Source organism: Microvirga flavescens, assembly GCF_003290125.1.
Lineage (GTDB): Bacteria > Pseudomonadota > Alphaproteobacteria > Rhizobiales > Beijerinckiaceae > Microvirga > Microvirga flavescens.
This window is the reverse complement of sequence record NZ_QMKH01000006.1, coordinates 213,794-231,085: the sequence shown is the minus strand read 5'-3', so window position 1 is coordinate 231,085 and position 17,292 is coordinate 213,794. Positions and strand designations below refer to the sequence as shown.

The following is a 17,292-nucleotide window of genomic DNA, read 5'->3' as shown; positions in this document are numbered from 1 at the left end:
CTTATCGCGACCGCCCGCATCGGTGATCGTGTCGCCCGCATCGTCAACGTAGTAGATGTCGTTGCCCGTGCCGCCGACCATGCTGTCCGCGCCAAGGCCGCCCTCGAAGGTGTCGTTACCGCCGCCGCCGATGAGCGTGTCGGCCCCTGAGCCGCCGTCCAGCGAGTTGGCGCCCGCATGGCCTGTCAGCACGTTGTCCAAGCCGTTGCCGGTCAGATCGACGCGCGTGCCCGCCGCCACGCTCGAGCGCACCTCGGCATCCTCGAGGCCCGCCGCCAGCGTGTAGCTGATCGTCGTGACCACCTTGTCGCGGCCGCCGGCATCCGTGATCGTGTCGCCCGCATCGTCCACATAGTAGGTGTCGTTGCCCGTGCCGCCGACCATGCTGTCGGCACCGAGCCCACCCTCGAAAGTGTCGTTGCCGCCGTTGCCGATGAGCGTGTCGTTGCCCACCCCGCCGTCCAGCGAGTTCGCTCCGGCATGGCCCGTCAGCACGTTGTCCGAGCCGTTGCCGGTCAGGTCGACGCGCGTCCCCGCCGCCACGCTCGAGCGCACCTCGGCGTCCTCGAGGCCCGCCGCCAGCGTGTAGCTGATCGTCGTGACCACCTTGTCGCGGCCGCCGGCATCCGTGATCGTGTCGCCCGCATCGTCCACATAGTAGGTGTCGTTGCCCGTGCCGCCGACCATGCTGTCGGCACCAAGCCCACCCTCGAAAGTGTCGTTGCCGCCATTGCCGATGAGCGTGTCGGCTCCTGAGCCGCCGTCGAGCGAGTTCGCGCCGCCATGGCCCGTCAGCACGTTGTCCGAGCCGTTGCCGGTCAGGTCGACGCGCGTGCCCGCCGCCACGCTCGAGCGCACCTCGGCGTCCTCGAGGCCCGCCGCCAGCGTGTAGCTGATCGTCGTGACCACCTTGTCGCGGCCGCCGGCATCCGTGATCGTGTCGCCCGCATCGTCCACATAGTAGGTGTCGTTGCCCGTGCCGCCGACCATGCTGTCGGCACCAAGCCCACCCTCGAAGGTGTCGTTGCCGCCGTTGCCGATGAGCGTGTCGTTGCCCACCCCGCCGTCCAGCGAGTTCGCTCCGGCATGCCCCGTCAGCACGTTGTCCGAGCCGTTGCCGGTCAGATCGACGCGCGTGCCCGCCGCCACGCTCGAACGCACCTCGGCATCCTCGAGGCCCGCCGCCAGCGTGTAGCTGATCGTCGTGACCACCTTGTCGCGGCCGCCGGCATCCGTGATCGTGTCGCCCGCATCGTCCACATAGTAGGTGTCGTTGCCCGTGCCGCCGACCATGCTGTCGGCACCGAGCCCACCCTCGAAGGCGTCGTTGCCGCCGTTGCCGATGAGCGTGTCGTTGCCCACCCCGCCGTCCAGCGAGTTCGCTCCGGCATGGCCCGTCAGCACGTTGTCCGAGCCGTTGCCGGTCAGGTCGACGCGCGTCCCCGCCGCCACGCTCGAGCGAACCTCGGCGTCCTCGAGGCCCGCCGCCAGCGTGTAGCTGATCGTCGTGACCACCTTGTCGCGGCCGCCGGCATCCGTGATCGTGTCGCCCGCATCGTCCACATAGTAGGTGTCGTTGCCCGTGCCGCCGACCATGCTGTCGGCACCGAGCCCACCCTCGAAGGTGTCGTTGCCGCCGTTGCCGATGAGCGTGTCGTTGCCCACCCCGCCGTCCAGCGAGTTCGCTCCGGCATGCCCCGTCAGCACGTTGTCCGAGCCGTTGCCGGTCAGATCGACGCGCGTGCCCGCCGCCACGCTCGAGCGCACCTCGGCATCCTCGAGGCCCGCCGCCAGCGTGTAGCTGATCGTCGTGACCACCTTGTCGCGGCCGCCGGCATCCGTGATCGTGTCGCCCGCATCGTCCACATAGTAGGTGTCGTTGCCCGTGCCGCCGACCATGCTGTCCGCGCCAAGCCCACCCTCGAAGGTGTCGTTGCCGCCGTTGCCGATGAGCGTGTCGGCTCCTGAGCCGCCGTCGAGCGAGTTCGCGCCGCCATGGCCCGTCAGCACGTTGTCCGAGCCGTTGCCGGTCAGGTCGACGCGCGTCCCCGCCGCCACGCTCGAGCGAACCTCGGCGTCCTCAAGACCCGTTCCCAGCGTGTAGTCACGCGACGCGATCACCTTGTCGTGGCCGCCCGCATCCGTGATCGTGTCACCAAAATGATCGATATAGTAGATATCGTTGCCTGTGCCGCCGACCATGCTGTCCGCGCCAAGGCCGCCCTCGAAGGTGTCGTTACCGCCGCCGCCGATGAGCGTGTCGGCTCCTGAGCCGCCGTCGAGCGAGTTCGCGCCGCCATGGCCCGTCAGCACGTTGTCCGAGCCGTTGCCGGTCAGATCGACGCGCGTGCCCGCCGCCACGCTCGAGCGAACCTCGGCATCCTCAAGACCCGCTCCCAGCGTGTAGCTGATCGTCGTGACCACCTTGTCGCGACCGCCCGCATCCGTGATGCTGTCGCCGGCATCGTCCACGTAGTAGGTGTCGTTGCCCGTGCCGCCGACCATGCTGTCCGCGCCAAGCCCACCCTCGAAGGTGTCGTTGCCGCCGTTGCCCACCAGCGTGTCGTTGCCCGCCCCGCCGTCGAGCGAGTTGGCGCCGCCATGACCCGTCAGCACGTTGTTCAGGCCATTGCCACCCAGGTTGACCTGCGTCGCCGTCGCCACGCTCGAGCGCACCTCGGCATCCTCAAGGCCCGCCGCCAGCGTGTAGCTGATCGTCGTGATCACCTTGTCCTTGGCGCCCCCGATATCCGAGACCGTGTCGCCGGCATCGTCCACATAGTAGGTGTCGTTGCCCGTGCCGCCCACCATGCTGTCCGCGCCGAGCCCACCCTCCAAGGTGTCGTCGCCAGTACCGCCATAGAGCGAGTCGTTGCCCGCACCGCCGTCGAGGAAGCTGGCCTTCTTTGAAAAGCCATAGAGCTTGTCGCCGAAGTTCGAGCCAATCAGACCCTCTATGCCGATGTAAACATCACCGGCGGCATCGCCAGTGGCTTGGTCTTGCAACGATGCTTCCAGATAGGCCGTTACGGACGCCTCAGCATCCGCATAGGATGCCCAATCGAAGCCCGTGTCATCCGTACCATCGTAATTGCTCGAACCGTTCAGAGTGTCGGCACCGCTGCCGCCCACAAGCGTGTCGTTACCGTCATCTCCCCGGAGATAATCGCTACCTTTACCTCCACTCAGGGAATCGTTGCCGTTATAGCCGTAGAACTCGTCATAGCCGTCGGATCCGATAAACGTATCGGACCAGGTCGTTCCCACGAAGGCATTGATGTTGATGAATTGATCGCCCGCCGCCTCACCGGTATGTCCACCGGTTTTGAGATTGAGGGTAATTCCTGATCCGGCCGTTGAGAATTGGTAGGTCACCAGATTCCAACCGCCGCCGCCATTCAGAACGTCCGCTCCACCTCCACCATAGAGAGCATCATCACCGAGCCCACCCTCGATGGTGTTGTTGGCATCGTTGCCGATCAGGGTGTCATCAAAAGCCGAGCCACGAAGGTTCTCGATGGAATCGAATGTATCGCCTGCCGCATCGCCCGTTTGAGCGATAAAATTGAGCAGGCTTACGACAACGCCCTGCGCAGCGCTCGAATAGTCGGCCCAATCATCTCCAGCGCCGCCGATAAGCTGGTCGGCACCCGCTCCACCATCGAGCGTATCGTCCCCGCCACCGCCATCGAGCTTGTTGGCACCGGCATTGCCCGTGATGATATTTCCAACACCGTTACCAGTCAGCACCAGAGGCGTTGTTGCCGCCCGATCCACGGCAGCAAGGTTCTCGAGGCCTGCCTGAAGCGTCCAGTCGATAGACGTGAAGATCTTATCGCTACCGCTGGTGTCAAAAATCTTGTCGCCAGCATCGTCAACGTAATAGGTGTCGTTGCCAGCACCGCCATTGAGCGTGTCAGATCCACCGCGGCCATCAAGAACGTCGTTCCCATCGCCTCCAACGAACGTTTCAGCGTTCGCTGTTCCAGAAATGGTATCGTCTCCCGATGAACCGATCACACCCTCGATGCTCTGGTAACTATCGCCTCGAGCCTCACCGGAATTGTATCCATTTGGATTGTTTAAATCGACAGACACTCCCGACGAAGCATTGGCGTAACTTGCGAAGTCATTACCAGCGCCACCATTCAGGACGTCGTTTCCTTCGCCGCCATTCAGCGTATCGTCGCCACTTCCGCCCTTGAGGGTGTCATGCAGGTCGCCGCCTTCAAGGCTGTCGTTGCCTTCGTAACCTGAAAGCCGGTCCGACCCGCCTCCGCCACGCAAGGTATCGCTGCCGATGGTGCCGACGTAGCTGTCGGCATTGATGCCTCCGTTCCACTCCCAACCAGTCGACGGACGCGTATCGTAGGTCTGCCCACGAATGGGCCCTCCGCTCGAATTCTGAGCATTGGTCCAGGTAATCGTGAACCGACCATCATTGTGGGAGATGATTTCCGGATTAATGAGCCCACCATAGGTCGCCGGCACGGCCGTACCGACAACGAACTCCGACGCAATAGGGGTTGCGTTCGAGTAAAGCCGGGCCTTGAGAAGCGCGCCGGATGCGGTCGTTTCCACCCATGTATAGACCGTCACGCCAGTAGGCAGTTGGGCTGTCTTGACAGCATAGACCGGCACACCGGTCGAAAGGACAATTTCGCCCCCCGATTTTACACCGGTCGCATCGTAATACTGGCTGCGCGTCGAGTAGGGAGTATTTATCCCTCCACTGGACCAGGTCACCAGAAACCCATTATTGGGCATTGCGATTAGAGAATAATCGAGCACAGCATCGTCGCCGGAACTAACGCCGACGATACCAGTAGAACCAGAGGCATACTTGAAGGCGATGCCGTAGGTAACGACAGGGTCTTGCCCCGGCCAAGTAGTCACAGTCTCATAGCGATAGGCAACAAGCCCGGTCCCATCGGAAAGGTATATTCCCGTCGGCTTAGAAACTGTCCCATTAGCAGAGGGCGCGACGAGGACATATTCGTAATCGGTTAGACCATACCCATCCTTATGGAACCCGCGAGTATAGATAGAGCCGCCCCGCTCCCATACGGCGCGGTACCCTTCATCGCCATTAGCCCAGGCAGGCGCAGGATTACCGAAAACCGAAACATCGTGGTCATAGCCGGTCTGATAAGACACAACGCCAGGATTTGTTAAAACAACGTCCCCGGCAGTTGTATAGACCTGCGATACAATATTAGTGTCACCGAAGAATGTTTCCTGGTTCCAGCCCACAACGAAGTTGCCGTTAGCCAAAACGGAAACCGACGCGCCCCCCTGCACGTAACCCCCAATGCCGCCAGGTGGCGCCACCTCGAACTGCCGGATCAGCTCTCCATCGAAGCTCACCAGCCTCGCAAAGTTGACAACCGTCCCATCCGAACGCCGGTCTTGCCAGACGACCATGGTCGTCCCATCGGAGGCAACGGCCATAGCCGAATTGTTCAGCCCCTGATCGCTGCTAATTTGCGCTTCCAGGTTCCAACGGGTCGGTCCGCTTGCCATTTTACTCTCCGCATACAAAAGCGAGTGCTATTCCGAGCCTGCACCGTAAGGTCGGGTCCAGGCATGGACACCATGCGTTCGTACGGGGGACTATGTATTGTTACAGAAGGCCTCCAGAGGCCTCTGACTGCTAGCACCAGGATCGCGAACCGCTGGGATGAGATCCGCTCTGCACGGCCTTGCGCGCAGTCCGCGGCAAACCTTCCGGACAGATCCCGCTTCGGCAACATCCGCCCGGGCGCAAGCCGCTTGCGGAACACAGCAAGAACAGCTACCTTGTTCGCGATTTGTTTCAGAATCGCTCCATCAGGAGCTGCAAGGGACGGCCATGCTGACGCGCAAACAGCACGAACTGCTTCGTTTCATTCACGAGCGCCTACGTGAATCGGGGGTTCCGCCATCCTTCGACGAGATGAAGGATGCGCTGGATCTCAAGTCGAAATCGGGCATCCATCGCCTAATTACCGCTCTTGAGGAGCGCGGCTTCATTCGCCGCCTGCCCAACCGCGCTCGCGCGCTGGAAGTGATCCGCCTGCCGGAGACCGTGGGCGGCACCGCTGGCCGCCGCCAATTCACGCCGAGCGTCGTCGAAGGCGGGCTCGCTACCCGCGCCAAGCCAGCTCCTGTCGTGGAAGAGCGGACGCGCGATATTTCCATTCCGGTTATGGGCCGGATCGCCGCCGGCACGCCGATCTCGGCAATCCAGAACAAGAGTCATTCCATCACGCTCTCCGCCGACTTTCTGGCACAGGGCGAGCATTACGCGCTTGAAGTGCGCGGCGACTCGATGGTGGAAGCCGGCATTCTCGATGGCGATCTCGTCGTTGTTCGCAAACAGGATTCCGCCAACACAGGCGACATCATCGTTGCGTTGATCGACGATGAGGAAGCGACCTTGAAACGCTTCCGTCGCCGCGGCTCTTCCATCGCGCTGGAGGCTGCCAATCCGAGCTACGAGACGCGCGTGCTCGGGCCCGACCGGGTGAAGATCCAGGGCAAGCTCGTCAGTCTGGTGCGCCGCTACTGACATCCTCCTCCGGGATGTCCAGTTCAGGGGTTGGCCGCGCGGGTCGTGGCTGCTCCTGAACCGGCGGCTTTGTCGCCGCGATACGTAGTTTTTCCTGCCAGGGACGCGCCTCGCCTTCCCTGTTCACAGACCGCATCTCCATCGCCCCTTCCGCAAAGCGGACCGTCGTCGCGCCGCGCCCGGCAAGGGCTGCCTTGTCGAGCACCAGCGATGCGCCGCATGTCGCCGGCGCGTTCAAACGCGCAATGACGAGCCCTGCCCTGCGGCAATCCTCCTCGAAGGCCGCTGCATCCTGAACGAAGGCAACCGCGCGACCGCTGGAGGTCTCCACCACGCATCCGAGACGGTCACAGCGGACACCCTCTCGCAGCGCCTTGTCATCGGGCGAGCGCGTATCGCCATCCGCTTGCAGCCACTGCTGCACAACAAAGCGTGAAGGCTTGCCGACCAGAACGAGGCGTCCCTCGACGTTGCGGATGGCGGCTCCCGTTCCATCACGATCAATGAACGCATCCACGCGATTGGGCATGCCCGCGAACATCAATCCGACGCTTGCGGGAATAACGGCAAGCCACCGCAGGCCTGACACCATCAAGGTTGCCATGATGAGCGCAAGGCCCATCAAAACCACCGCGCCGACACTCATGGCCGGAACGAGGACCGTCGCGCCATTGAGGCCGCCAACCCATGCGGACACATCGAGCACCTTAGCGACGGCAAGCCCCATGATCCGCCACACCGGCTGGTCGAGACCGAAAGGATAGGCGATGACACCGAGCAGCGCCGAAGGCATCACGACAATGGAGACCAGCGGCAGAGCCAACGCATTGCCTATCAGCCCAAGCGGGTTGAGCGTCTGAAAGTGGTACGCGGTGAATGGCGCGGTGGCGAGGCTTGCCACCAACGTCGTGATGATGAGCCCCGTCACACCGCGAAAGACCCAAGCCGATGCCTTGTCGAACACGTTCTCCGCGCGCGTCTGCGGGGTACCGAGGCCGAGCAACGGCGCGCAAGCCGTGAGCGCGGCAACCGCGCCGAAGGACATCTGAAAACTCGGACCGAGGATCGTCTCCGGCTCGCGCGCGAGCACGATCAACGCCGCGATGGCGAGATTGCGGATGCTGAGCGCGGGCCTGTCCACGAGGATCGCGCCGAACATGACGAGCGTCATGATGAGTGAGCGCTCGGTCGCGACTTCCGATCCGGAGAAGATGCAATAGGCCACTGCGCCGATCATGGCGGCACAGGCCGCGATCTTCTTCACCGGCCATGACAAAGCGAGAGCCGGCGAAAGCGAGAGCAAGGCGCGCACAAGCCAGAAGAACGTTCCAGCGGCGAGCACCATGTGCAGGCCCGAAATGGAAACGATGTGGTAGATGCCAGCAGCGCGCAGCACGTCGTTCGTCGTCTCACCGATCAGCCCGCGCTTGCCTGTCACCAACGCAGCGCCGACCGCTCCCTCCTGCCCGCCGATGGAACGGGCGATACGCTCCGTCAGGGCATTGCGCGCCGCATCGATCTGGCTTGTCAGCCACAAGTCCCAGGCGAGAGGTTGCGGCGGCGGCAGATAGCGGATCGCGCCGACCATTGAACCCACCGCGCCGATCTCCTTGTAGAAAGCATCGCGGGCGAAATCGTATCCGCCCGGCCAGGCAGGCTGCGGCGGCGGCAACAGGCGCGCCGTGCCTTCGATGTATTGCCCGGCGGAAAGCGCTTCGCCCTTCTTCAAGGTCACGCGCACGAAACGCGGGCGCTCGCTTTCCGGCACATCCTTCATGCCTGTAAGACGCAACAGAAGCCGCGCACCCTGCGGACGCTGCTCGACGCTTTCGACGAAACCGGAAACCGGGGCGATCACAACCCGGCCAAGGACGGGCGCTGTCACCTGCCGGGTGCGGATCACACCGGCGGCAAAGCCTGCGAAGAGCGCGGCAAAACCGATGGCGACGGCAAGCCCCCAGAGGCTGCGGCGCAAGGTCACCAGCAGCGCGACGCTAAGGGCGAAGCCGATGAGCGGGGCCCACAGGGCCGGGCGTCCGTCCGCCTGGAAGAACAGGACGATGCCAAGGCCGAAACAAACCGCGATCCAGGGAAAGAGCCGCCTTTGCTCGATCTCGAGTGCGGCATTCGCCGCAATCCAGCCGCGCCAGTCTGGAAAGGTGACGAACCCCGACAGGCGCGGGCCAGCGAGGCTCAACACCCGCGCGGGCGTGGGCCGGACCTGTTTGCGGGCATGTGGTTCGTATTCGGCCATCGGTTCGGCTTAACGCGGGAGACCTGGCATGTTAGACGACCGCTGCGCCCGACCCAACCCAGCTTGTTGACGAGTCGGGCTTTTAGGTTAAACGCAGCCCTCTTTCCCGGTTGCTTACAAGGTTCGCCATGACCGTCGTCACCCGTTTCGCCCCCTCTCCCACCGGCTTCCTGCATATCGGCGGCGCGCGCACGGCCTTGTTCAATTGGCTCTACGCCAAGCACACCGGCGGCAAGATGCTGCTGCGCATCGAGGACACGGACCGCGAACGCTCCACGGAAGCCGCCATCCAGGCGATCCTCGACGGGCTGACCTGGCTCGGTCTCGATTGGGATGGCGAGGTGGTTTACCAGTTTTCCCGCGCAGCGCGTCATCGCGAGGTCGCGGAGAGCCTGCTTGCGGCGGGCCGCGCCTATTATTGCTATGCCACCCCGCAGGAACTCGAGGAGATGCGCGAGACCGCGCGCCGCGAAGGCCGCCCGATGCGCTATGACGGTCGGTGGCGCGACCGCGATCCGTCCGAGGCTCCGGCAGGCGTCAAGCCGGTAATCCGCCTGAAAGCCCCGCAGGACGGCGAGACGGTGGTGGAAGATGCCGTTCAGGGTCGCGTGGTCTGGCAGAACAAGGATCTCGACGACCTCGTGCTGCTGCGCTCCGACGGCACGCCCACCTATATGCTCGCCGTCGTGGTTGACGATCACGACATGAACGTCACGCATGTCATCCGCGGGGACGACCATCTCACCAACGCCGCGCGCCAGACGCAGATCTATCAGGCGCTCGACTGGGCGGTGCCCAACATGTCGCACATTCCGCTCATTCACGGGCCCGACGGCGCGAAGCTTTCCAAGCGCCACGGCGCGCTCGGCATCGAGGCTTACCGCAGCATGGGCTACCTGCCTGCCGCGTTGCGCAACTATCTCGTGCGCCTCGGCTGGAGCCATGGCGATCAGGAGATGTTCTCGACGCAGGAAATGATCGACGCCTTCGATCTCGGCAGCATCGGCCGCTCGCCTGCACGTTTCGATTTCGCCAAGCTCGAGAACCTCAACGGCCATTACATGCGCCAGACCCCGGACGAAGAGCTCGTCGCGGCCCTGGAGGATCTGCTCCCCGAGATTGGTGAAGAGCGCGGCATTGGCCGCAAGTTCGCACCCGTCCTGCGGGAGAAGCTCGTGGCCGCCATGCCGGGCCTCAAGGAGCGCGCGAAGACCCTGATCGAGCTTCTCGATAGCGCCTATTACCTCTACGCCCCGCGTCCGCTGCAGCTCGACGAGAAGGCGGGTGTGCTGCTGAAGGATGGGCGCGAGCGGCTTCAGGGCATCGTGGAGAAGCTCGCCGGGCTCAACGACTGGACGGCGGAAGGCGTGGAAGGCGTGGTGCGCCAGCATGCGGAAGCCACCGGCGTCAAACTCGGCCAGGTGGCCCAACCCCTGCGCGCGGCCCTGACGGGCCGTGCCACCTCCCCCGGCCTCTTCGACGTCATGGTGGTTCTGGGCCGCGAGGAGACACTGGAGCGCCTGCGCGACGCGCTCTGAGCAGCGCGACACAAACCCGCCCGGGCCTGTCGGGCGGGTTTAAATACTATAACATTTTCATGACCTTACGGAAGACGTCGCAGGCGCAGACCAAGGCATTTCGGGGAGCTTCAGCCCTCACGGATGCGCCTGCTGCATAGCGCAAGCCCCCCGCCTTTAGATGTGCTTGCTCCGGGCATAAGGATAAGCTACCGAACCCCCCATAAATCCAACCGACCGTCATCCCAGGTCGACAGCCCCGCTGAAGAACGGATGTTCTCGAAAGTCCCGGCTGCTCTAGGTAATGCACGGCCTCCTGTTGAAAGGGCGAAGACGCATGAGTGCCAACACCAGCACGCTCAATGTGGACAACAAGTCGGTCGACCTCGCGATCAAAGAGGGCACCATCGGCCCGTCGGTGGTCGATATCTCGAAGCTTTACGGCCAGACCGGGATGTTCACCTACGACCCCGGCTTTACCTCGACAGCGAGCTGTGAGTCGAAGATCACCTATATCGACGGCGACGCGGGCGTTCTTCTGTATCGCGGCTATCCCATCGAGCAGCTGGCCGAGCACGGCGACTTCCTCGAGACCTGCTACCTGTTGCTCTACGGAGAGTTGCCGACCGCCGCTCAGAAGGCCGATTTCGACTATCGCGTCACGCGCCACACGATGGTGCATGACCAGATGACCCGCTTCTTCAACGGCTTCCGCCGCGACGCGCACCCGATGGCCGTCATGGTCGCCTGCGTCGGCGCGCTCTCGGCTTTCTATCACGACTCGACGGATATCTCCGATCCGCAGCAGCGCATGATCGCCTCCATGCGCATGATCGCGAAGATGCCGACGCTGGCGGCGATGGCTTACAAGTATTCCATCGGCCAGCCCTTCGTGTACCCGCAGAACGATCTCGACTACACCTCGAACTTCCTGCGCATGTGCTTCGCCGTGCCGTGCGAGGATTACAAGGTGAACCCGGTGCTCTCGCGGGCGCTCGACCGCATCTTCATCCTTCACGCCGACCACGAGCAGAACGCCTCGACCTCGACGGTGCGCCTCGCCGGTTCCTCGGGCGCGAACCCCTTCGCCTGCATCGCCGCCGGCATCGCCTGCCTGTGGGGCCCTGCCCACGGCGGCGCCAATGAGGCCGCGCTCAAGATGCTGGAAGAGATCGGCACGCCTGATCGCATTCCGGAATACATCGCCAAGGCCAAGGACAAGAACGATCCGTTCCGTCTCATGGGCTTCGGCCACCGGGTCTACAAGAACTACGACCCGCGCGCACGCATCATGCAAAAGACCACGCACGAAGTTCTGCGCGAACTCGGCATCAAGGACGATCCGCTCCTCGACGTCGCCGTGGAGCTCGAGCAGATCGCGCTGAAGGACGAGTACTTCGTCGAGAAGAAGCTCTACCCGAACATTGACTTCTATTCGGGGATCACCCTCAAGGCGATGGGCTTCCCCACCTCCATGTTCACGGTGCTCTTCGCGCTGGCCCGCACGGTCGGCTGGATCGCACAGTGGAGCGAGATGATCGAAGACCCGTCCCAGCGCATCGGCCGCCCGCGCCAGCTCTATGTCGGCGCGCCCAAGCGCGACTACGTGACGGTCGCCCAGCGCGGGTAAAGATTACCCGACAGAAAATACGAGAAAGGGGCCGAAAGGCCCCTTTTTTCATGTTGCCTGGATCCCGACTTTCACTTGCGGCTATAGCGCACGCCAAGCAGCATGATTTTCGGGTGCACGGCTTTCATGACCGGGTCCTGAGAGCTGAACTCCTGATCGCCGGATGCCTTGTTCAGAGTTTCGTCGTCCAGGCTTTGGTCGGCCTCCAGCATGGCGATGAGGGCGCAATCTCCGGGCAGTTTTTCGAGCGCGCCGCCATTCCAGTTGGAGACGGTGCCTCCGAAGTCCCAATCGAAGCCGTAAAGGTTGAAGGGCTGCGTATTTGCGGCCTCCACCACGGCGAGCGGCGCTCCCACCTGAAGGCCAGCCACAGACCAGCCGTTCCCTGAAAACTGGATGCGGGCGGGGCGTCTGCCGCGAGCCTCATCCTCCCAGATCACCTCCAACCGGCGCGCCGGGTCCTTGCCGAAGAGGACGCTCGCCTTGAAGGTGATGCCTTCCGGGTCGGAGATAGTCTTTCGCGCGACGTTCTTGGCGCCGAAAACCTGAACGAGCCGCGCATGCGTGGTGTCCGGCGCAAAAGGCCCTTCGCATTTCAGTTCGTCCGCGTGAACCTGCCAGAGGGCGGAAAGAGTGAATGCCGCTGCAGCGGCGATAAGCTGAGATGGACGCGCCTTTCCCATATGGACTGTCCCTACTTGGAGGCTCTCGCCTTTAATACCTCATCCACAATGCGCGCGGCGCGCTCGCTCGGCTTTTCGTCGCCGATACGCATGAGATCGTCCATCTTCACGAAGGCCTCGATCTGGCGGCGGCGCTCAGGCGTGTCAGTCAAGAGTGGCAGCAGCGCGTCTGCAAGTTTTTCCGGCGTGCAATCCCACTGGATCAGCTCGGGGATCACGTTCTCGCCGAGCACCAGATTGGTGAGCACGATCGAGGGTGCCTTGATGAGATATTTCAGCACTTCCTCGATCTTCGACACCCGGTAAGCGACGACCATCGGAACACCGGAAAGGCCGAGTTCGAGCGTCACCGTGCCAGAAGCGGCGAGCGCCGCGTCGGCCTTGCGGAAGGCGGCCCATTTCGCCGCCTCGCCCTCGACGACGGTGGGCTTGACGCTCCACGCTTCGGCGCGCGCCCTGATCTCGGCGGCGAGGTGCGGAACGGCAGGGATCGTGACCTCGAAGGGGCGCGTGGAGCGCGCCTGCAGCAACGCCAGCGCCTCCCCGAACGGCTCCATGAGGCGGCTGACTTCAGAGCGGCGGCTGCCGGGGAGCACGAGCAGTTGCAGCGGCTTCCCCGCCCCTGCCCCGCGCTCGCCCGCAGCGGGCCGGATCTCGTTGAGACGCTCGATGAGCGGATGACCCACATAGGTTGTCGGCGGACCGCCAAGACGGCGATGCGCCTCCGGCTCGAACGGCAGAAGCGCGAGAAGATGGTCCACATAGGCGCGCATCTTCTTCGCCCGTCCCGGGCGCCACGCCCAGACGGAGGGGCTGACATAATCGACAATCGGAATTTGTGGCGCGCGCTTGCGCACGGCCTTCGCCACGCGGTGGGTGAAATCCGGACTGTCGATGATGATGAGGATGTCGGGCCTCGCCGCGACAGTTGCATCCGCCGTATCCTTGATGTGCCGCAGGATCGCAGGCAGCCGCGCGATGACGGCGGAGATGCCCATGACCGCGATCTCTTCGAGCGGGAAAAGGCTGTTAAGCCCCTCCTGCCCCATCGCATGGCCGCCGACGCCGCCGAATTGCAGGTGCTCCGCACCAAGGCGTTGTTTGAGCGCGCGCATCAGCTTCGCGCCAAGCTGATCGCCGGATTCCTCTCCCGCGACGATCCAGATCTTGAGGGGGGGCGCTCCTTCATTGAAACCCTGAACTTCATCCTGAGGAGCAGACAAAGTCTGCGTCTCGAAGGAGGATCCAGTGCGCTCTTGAGGCGCCTCGCCCTTCGAGACGCCGCTGGCACGGCTCCTCAGGGTGAGGCTATCGGACGATGTTCTTTCAACCACGGATGGCCTCCGCAGAAGGCAGTTCGACGGCAGTGAAGAACAGGCCGAGCCTGTCGGCGGTGCGCAGCGTCACCTCCTCGTTGAGAACGAGGGTGGAGCCCGCACCGATGGCGATGCCGGAAAGACCCGCGCGGGCAGCCTCGATCACACTGCGCGGGCCGACGGCGGGCATGTCCACGCGCAGGTCCTGGCCCCTCTTCGCGGCCTTCACGAGCACGCCGCCTTCCTTGCGGCGGCCAAAGCCGAAGGGGGAGCGGCGCATTGCCCTCACCCGCCTCAACATGCGGTCCGTACCCTCAGGGCCTTCGATGGCGAGCACATGGCGCTGCGCGACGACAGCCGCCTGGCCGATGTCGAAACCGGAAAGGGATTCAAGAAGCGAGAGACCGAAGGCAATGGCCTCGCGATCATCCGCGTTGGGCTCAAGCTTGCCACGCAAGGTCGGCGGAGCGATGAGTTCGGGCGCGAGATCGCGTACGCCGACGACCTTGTGCCCGCGTTCCTCGATGAGCATGACCGCGCCGCGCAGGACCTGATCGTCCCCGCGCGAAATCACGTCCTTCACCTCCTGCATGTTGCGCAGAAGCGAATAGGCCCCGAGCAGCGCCGAGAAGCCCGGACGCTGGACCGCGCCGACGAGGGTGACGGCGGAGGGCTGCCACGCATCGAGGGTCGCCATGATGGTTTTCAGATCGAGAAGCCCGACCACCGCATCCGCGCGGCGGCGCAGTTCCGGCTCTGCAAAACCACGAAAGGCCAGGATACGGAAATCCCGGCCCTTCTGTTTCAGGTTGTCCGCGAGTTGAATGGGGAGCTGACCGGACCCTGCAATGATCGCGATCGGACCATTCGCCGTCATGTCAGGCGGACCCGACAGGCTCGCGCGGCGTGCAGATGGCACGGTCACCGCCCGCGCGGATGAAATCGATGATCTCCTGCACGAAGGGCTGCGCGGAGAACTCGTTGCCGACATCCTCGACACGCTCCGCGAGCGTACCTTCTTCCGCGAAAAGCAGGCGATAAGCGCGGCGGATCTCGTGGATCTGCTCGCGGGTGAAGCCGCGACGGCGCAGGCCGACGATGTTGAGGCCGGCCAGATGCGCGCGGTTACCCATCGCCATGCCGTACGGAATGAGATCGTTCTCGAGCCCCGACAGGCCGCCGACGAAGGCGTGGGAGCCGATACGGGCGAACTGAATGACCGCCGATCCACCGCCGAAGATCACGAAATCGCCCACCGTCACATGGCCGGCGAGCATCACGTTGTTCGACAGGATGCAGTTGTTGCCGACCTTGGTGTCGTGGCCGACATGCGAGTTGGCGAGGAAGGCGCAGTTGTTGCCGATGACCGTCGCCATGCCGCCGCCCTCGGTGCCGGGGTTCATGGTCACGCCTTCGCGGATCATGCAATCCGACCCGATGGTGAGCGTCGAAGGCTCGCCGTGATACTTCAGGTCCTGCGGGATGTGGCCGATGGAGGCGAAGGGAAAGATGCGTGTACGCGCGCCGATGGTGGTGCGGCCGGCGACCGCCACATGGCTCACGAGTTCGCAAGCATCGCCCAGTTCGACATTGGCACCGACCGTGCAGAACGGGCCGATCTTCACGCCCTCGCCGATCTTCGCGCCATCCTCGACGATGGCGCTGGGGTGGATGAGCGCGCTCATTCGGTCACCAGCATGGCGCTGACCTCAGCCTCACAGGCGAGCGCGCCGTCAACCTTCGCCTCACCGCGATACCACCACATGTTGCGGCGGTTATTGAGCTTGGTCATGTGGAACTCGACCCGGTCGCCCGGCTCCACGGGCCGGCGGAACTTCACCTTGTCGATGGTCATGAAGAAAACCTGCTTGGGGCGGGTCTGCTCCGCGAGCTTCGAGGCGACGCAGATGGCGCCCGCCGTCTGGGCCATGCCCTCGATCAGGTACACGCCGGGGTAGATCGGCCGCGTCGGGAAATGGCCCTGGAACTGCGGCTCGTTGAACGTGACATTCTTGATGCCGATGCAGGACCTGTCGCCGTCGATCTCGATGATCTTGTCCACGAGAAGGAACGGATAGCGGTGCGGCAGCAGATCGAGGATCTGCATGATGTCGGCGGTTTGAAGCGTAGTCGGCGCTTCGCTCATGACGTCAACTCCGAAAGTCGTTTCCCAACCTTCAACCGCTCGCGGCCGTTCAGGTTCGGTCTGTTTACTGTCTCGCATTTTCCTGTGACGGAAGGGTTCCTCGCCCGTCCGAAAATGACTGATATTCTCAATCTTCGGCGGAATCGCTGGAATCTTTCCGCGATGCAAGCTTTTTCAAAGCTGTGATCTCGCGGAACCACTCCCGCATCGGACGAGCCGGGGAGCCGCCCCAGCGCGCGCCGGGAGGCACGTCGCCGTTCACGCCGCTGGTCGCCGCGATCTGCGCGCCCATGCCGATACGGACATGGCCCCTCACCGCCACCTGTCCACCAAGCGCCACGAAATCCTCGATGGTCGTGGAACCCGCGATACCGACCTGGGCGACGATGACGCAATGGCGGCCGATGACGACGTTGTGGGCGATCTGCACCAGATTGTCGATCTTGGTGCCCTCCCCGATCACCGTGTCCCGGCTCGCGCCACGATCCACAGTGCTGTTCGCGCCGATCTCCACGTCGTCCTGAATGATGACACGCCCGATCTGCGGCACCTTGAGATGTCCCTGCGGGCCCATCGCGAAGCCGAACCCGTCCTGCCCGATGCAGACGCCCGGATGCAGGATGACCCTGTTGCCGATAAAGGCATTGGAGATCGTGACATTGGGGCTGATAGAGCAATCACGCCCGATCCGCACCTGTGGGCCGATGACGGCATGCGCGCCGATGATCGTGCCGGAGCCAATCTCCGCTCCCGGGCCGATCACCGCGCCGGGATCGACCCGGACACCGTGCTCGAGGCGCGCGGTGGGATGCACGGAGGAGCCTGGCGAAATACCCGTCGCGTCGAAGAACGAGCCCGGACGCATGGCACTCGGGAAGAGCAGCGCCATCGCCTGCGCGAAAACGCGGTAGGCCAGTGGCGTGACGATGGCGATGGTACCTGCAGGGACCTTGGCGGCGAAACGCGGTGTGACGAGACACACGCCAGCCTTGGTCTGGCTCAGGATCGCGCCATAGGCGGCATTGTCCATATAGGCGAGATCGCCCGGCCCCGCGCTTTCCAGCGGAGCAACCCCTGTAAGCACAAACTCCCCGTCGGAACCTTCGGGGAGTTGCGCACCTGCCATCTCCACGACCTGGCGAAGCGAAAGCGTCCCGGCCTGCGGAAAGAAACTGGAATCTGTCATGTAGAAAGAC

The 17,292-nt window shown here is 63.6% G+C and carries 11 protein-coding genes; 3 read left to right on the top strand and 8 right to left on the bottom strand.

The window, feature by feature from the left end; translation table 11 throughout:
* Positions 1–5,523, bottom strand: a 5,523-nt coding sequence (locus DQW91_RS13340; RefSeq protein ID WP_425373402.1) for a beta strand repeat-containing protein, incomplete at its 3' end; no start/stop codon positions are given.
* A gap of 328 nt (positions 5,524–5,851) precedes the next feature.
* On the opposite strand from DQW91_RS13340, the gene lexA reads away from it, so the two are divergent.
* Positions 5,852–6,550, top strand: a complete 699-nt coding sequence (gene lexA, locus DQW91_RS13335) for a transcriptional repressor LexA (protein ID WP_112664135.1) — start codon at positions 5,852–5,854, stop codon at positions 6,548–6,550.
* Here lexA and DQW91_RS13330 read toward each other — a convergent pair.
* Positions 6,528–8,804, bottom strand: coding sequence for a ComEC/Rec2 family competence protein (locus tag DQW91_RS13330; RefSeq protein WP_112664134.1), 2,277 nt, complete (start codon positions 8,802–8,804; stop codon positions 6,528–6,530). The genes lexA and DQW91_RS13330 overlap by 23 nt on opposite strands.
* 128 nt (positions 8,805–8,932) lie before the next feature.
* Between DQW91_RS13330 and gltX the strand changes: the two genes are divergently transcribed.
* Together gltX and gltA are read left to right on the top strand one after the other, a co-directional pair.
* Positions 8,933–10,342 carry a glutamate--tRNA ligase gene (gene gltX, locus DQW91_RS13325; RefSeq protein ID WP_112664133.1) on the top strand — a complete coding sequence of 470 codons (1,410 nt, stop codon included), beginning with the start codon at positions 8,933–8,935 and terminating at the stop codon, positions 10,340–10,342.
* 316 nt (positions 10,343–10,658) lie between these two features.
* The gene (gene gltA / locus DQW91_RS13320; RefSeq protein ID WP_112664132.1) at positions 10,659–11,951 is read left to right on the top strand and encodes a citrate synthase; all 1,293 of its coding nucleotides are present in this window, start codon (positions 10,659–10,661) and stop codon (positions 11,949–11,951) included.
* A gap of 71 nt (positions 11,952–12,022) precedes the next feature.
* Here gltA and DQW91_RS13315 read toward each other — a convergent pair whose 3' ends face one another.
* From DQW91_RS13315 to lpxD, 6 genes are all read right to left on the bottom strand, one after another.
* A complete protein-coding gene (locus tag DQW91_RS13315; RefSeq protein ID WP_112664131.1) occupies positions 12,023–12,634 on the bottom strand; it encodes a hypothetical protein in 612 nt (203 codons plus the stop codon).
* An 11-nt stretch (positions 12,635–12,645) separates the two neighbouring features.
* Positions 12,646–13,857 (bottom strand): lipid-A-disaccharide synthase, encoded by a 1,212-nt coding sequence (gene lpxB / locus DQW91_RS13310; RefSeq protein ID WP_112664130.1) that lies wholly within the window; start codon positions 13,855–13,857, stop codon positions 12,646–12,648.
* A 103-nt stretch (positions 13,858–13,960) separates the two neighbouring features.
* Positions 13,961–14,827, bottom strand: a complete 867-nt coding sequence (locus tag DQW91_RS13305; RefSeq protein WP_112664129.1) for an LpxI family protein — start codon at positions 14,825–14,827, stop codon at positions 13,961–13,963.
* Position 14,828: 1 nt separating this feature from the next.
* Positions 14,829–15,635 carry an acyl-ACP--UDP-N-acetylglucosamine O-acyltransferase gene (lpxA, locus tag DQW91_RS13300; protein WP_112664128.1) on the bottom strand — a complete coding sequence of 269 codons (807 nt, stop codon included), beginning with the start codon at positions 15,633–15,635 and terminating at the stop codon, positions 14,829–14,831.
* A complete protein-coding gene (gene fabZ / locus DQW91_RS13295; protein ID WP_112664127.1) occupies positions 15,632–16,096 on the bottom strand; it encodes a 3-hydroxyacyl-ACP dehydratase FabZ in 465 nt (154 codons plus the stop codon). Before fabZ ends, lpxA begins: the two co-directional genes overlap by 4 nt.
* A gap of 127 nt (positions 16,097–16,223) precedes the next feature.
* Positions 16,224–17,282, bottom strand: coding sequence for a UDP-3-O-(3-hydroxymyristoyl)glucosamine N-acyltransferase (gene lpxD, locus DQW91_RS13290; protein WP_112664126.1), 1,059 nt, complete (start codon positions 17,280–17,282; stop codon positions 16,224–16,226).
* Between the last annotated feature and the right edge of the window lie 10 nt (positions 17,283–17,292).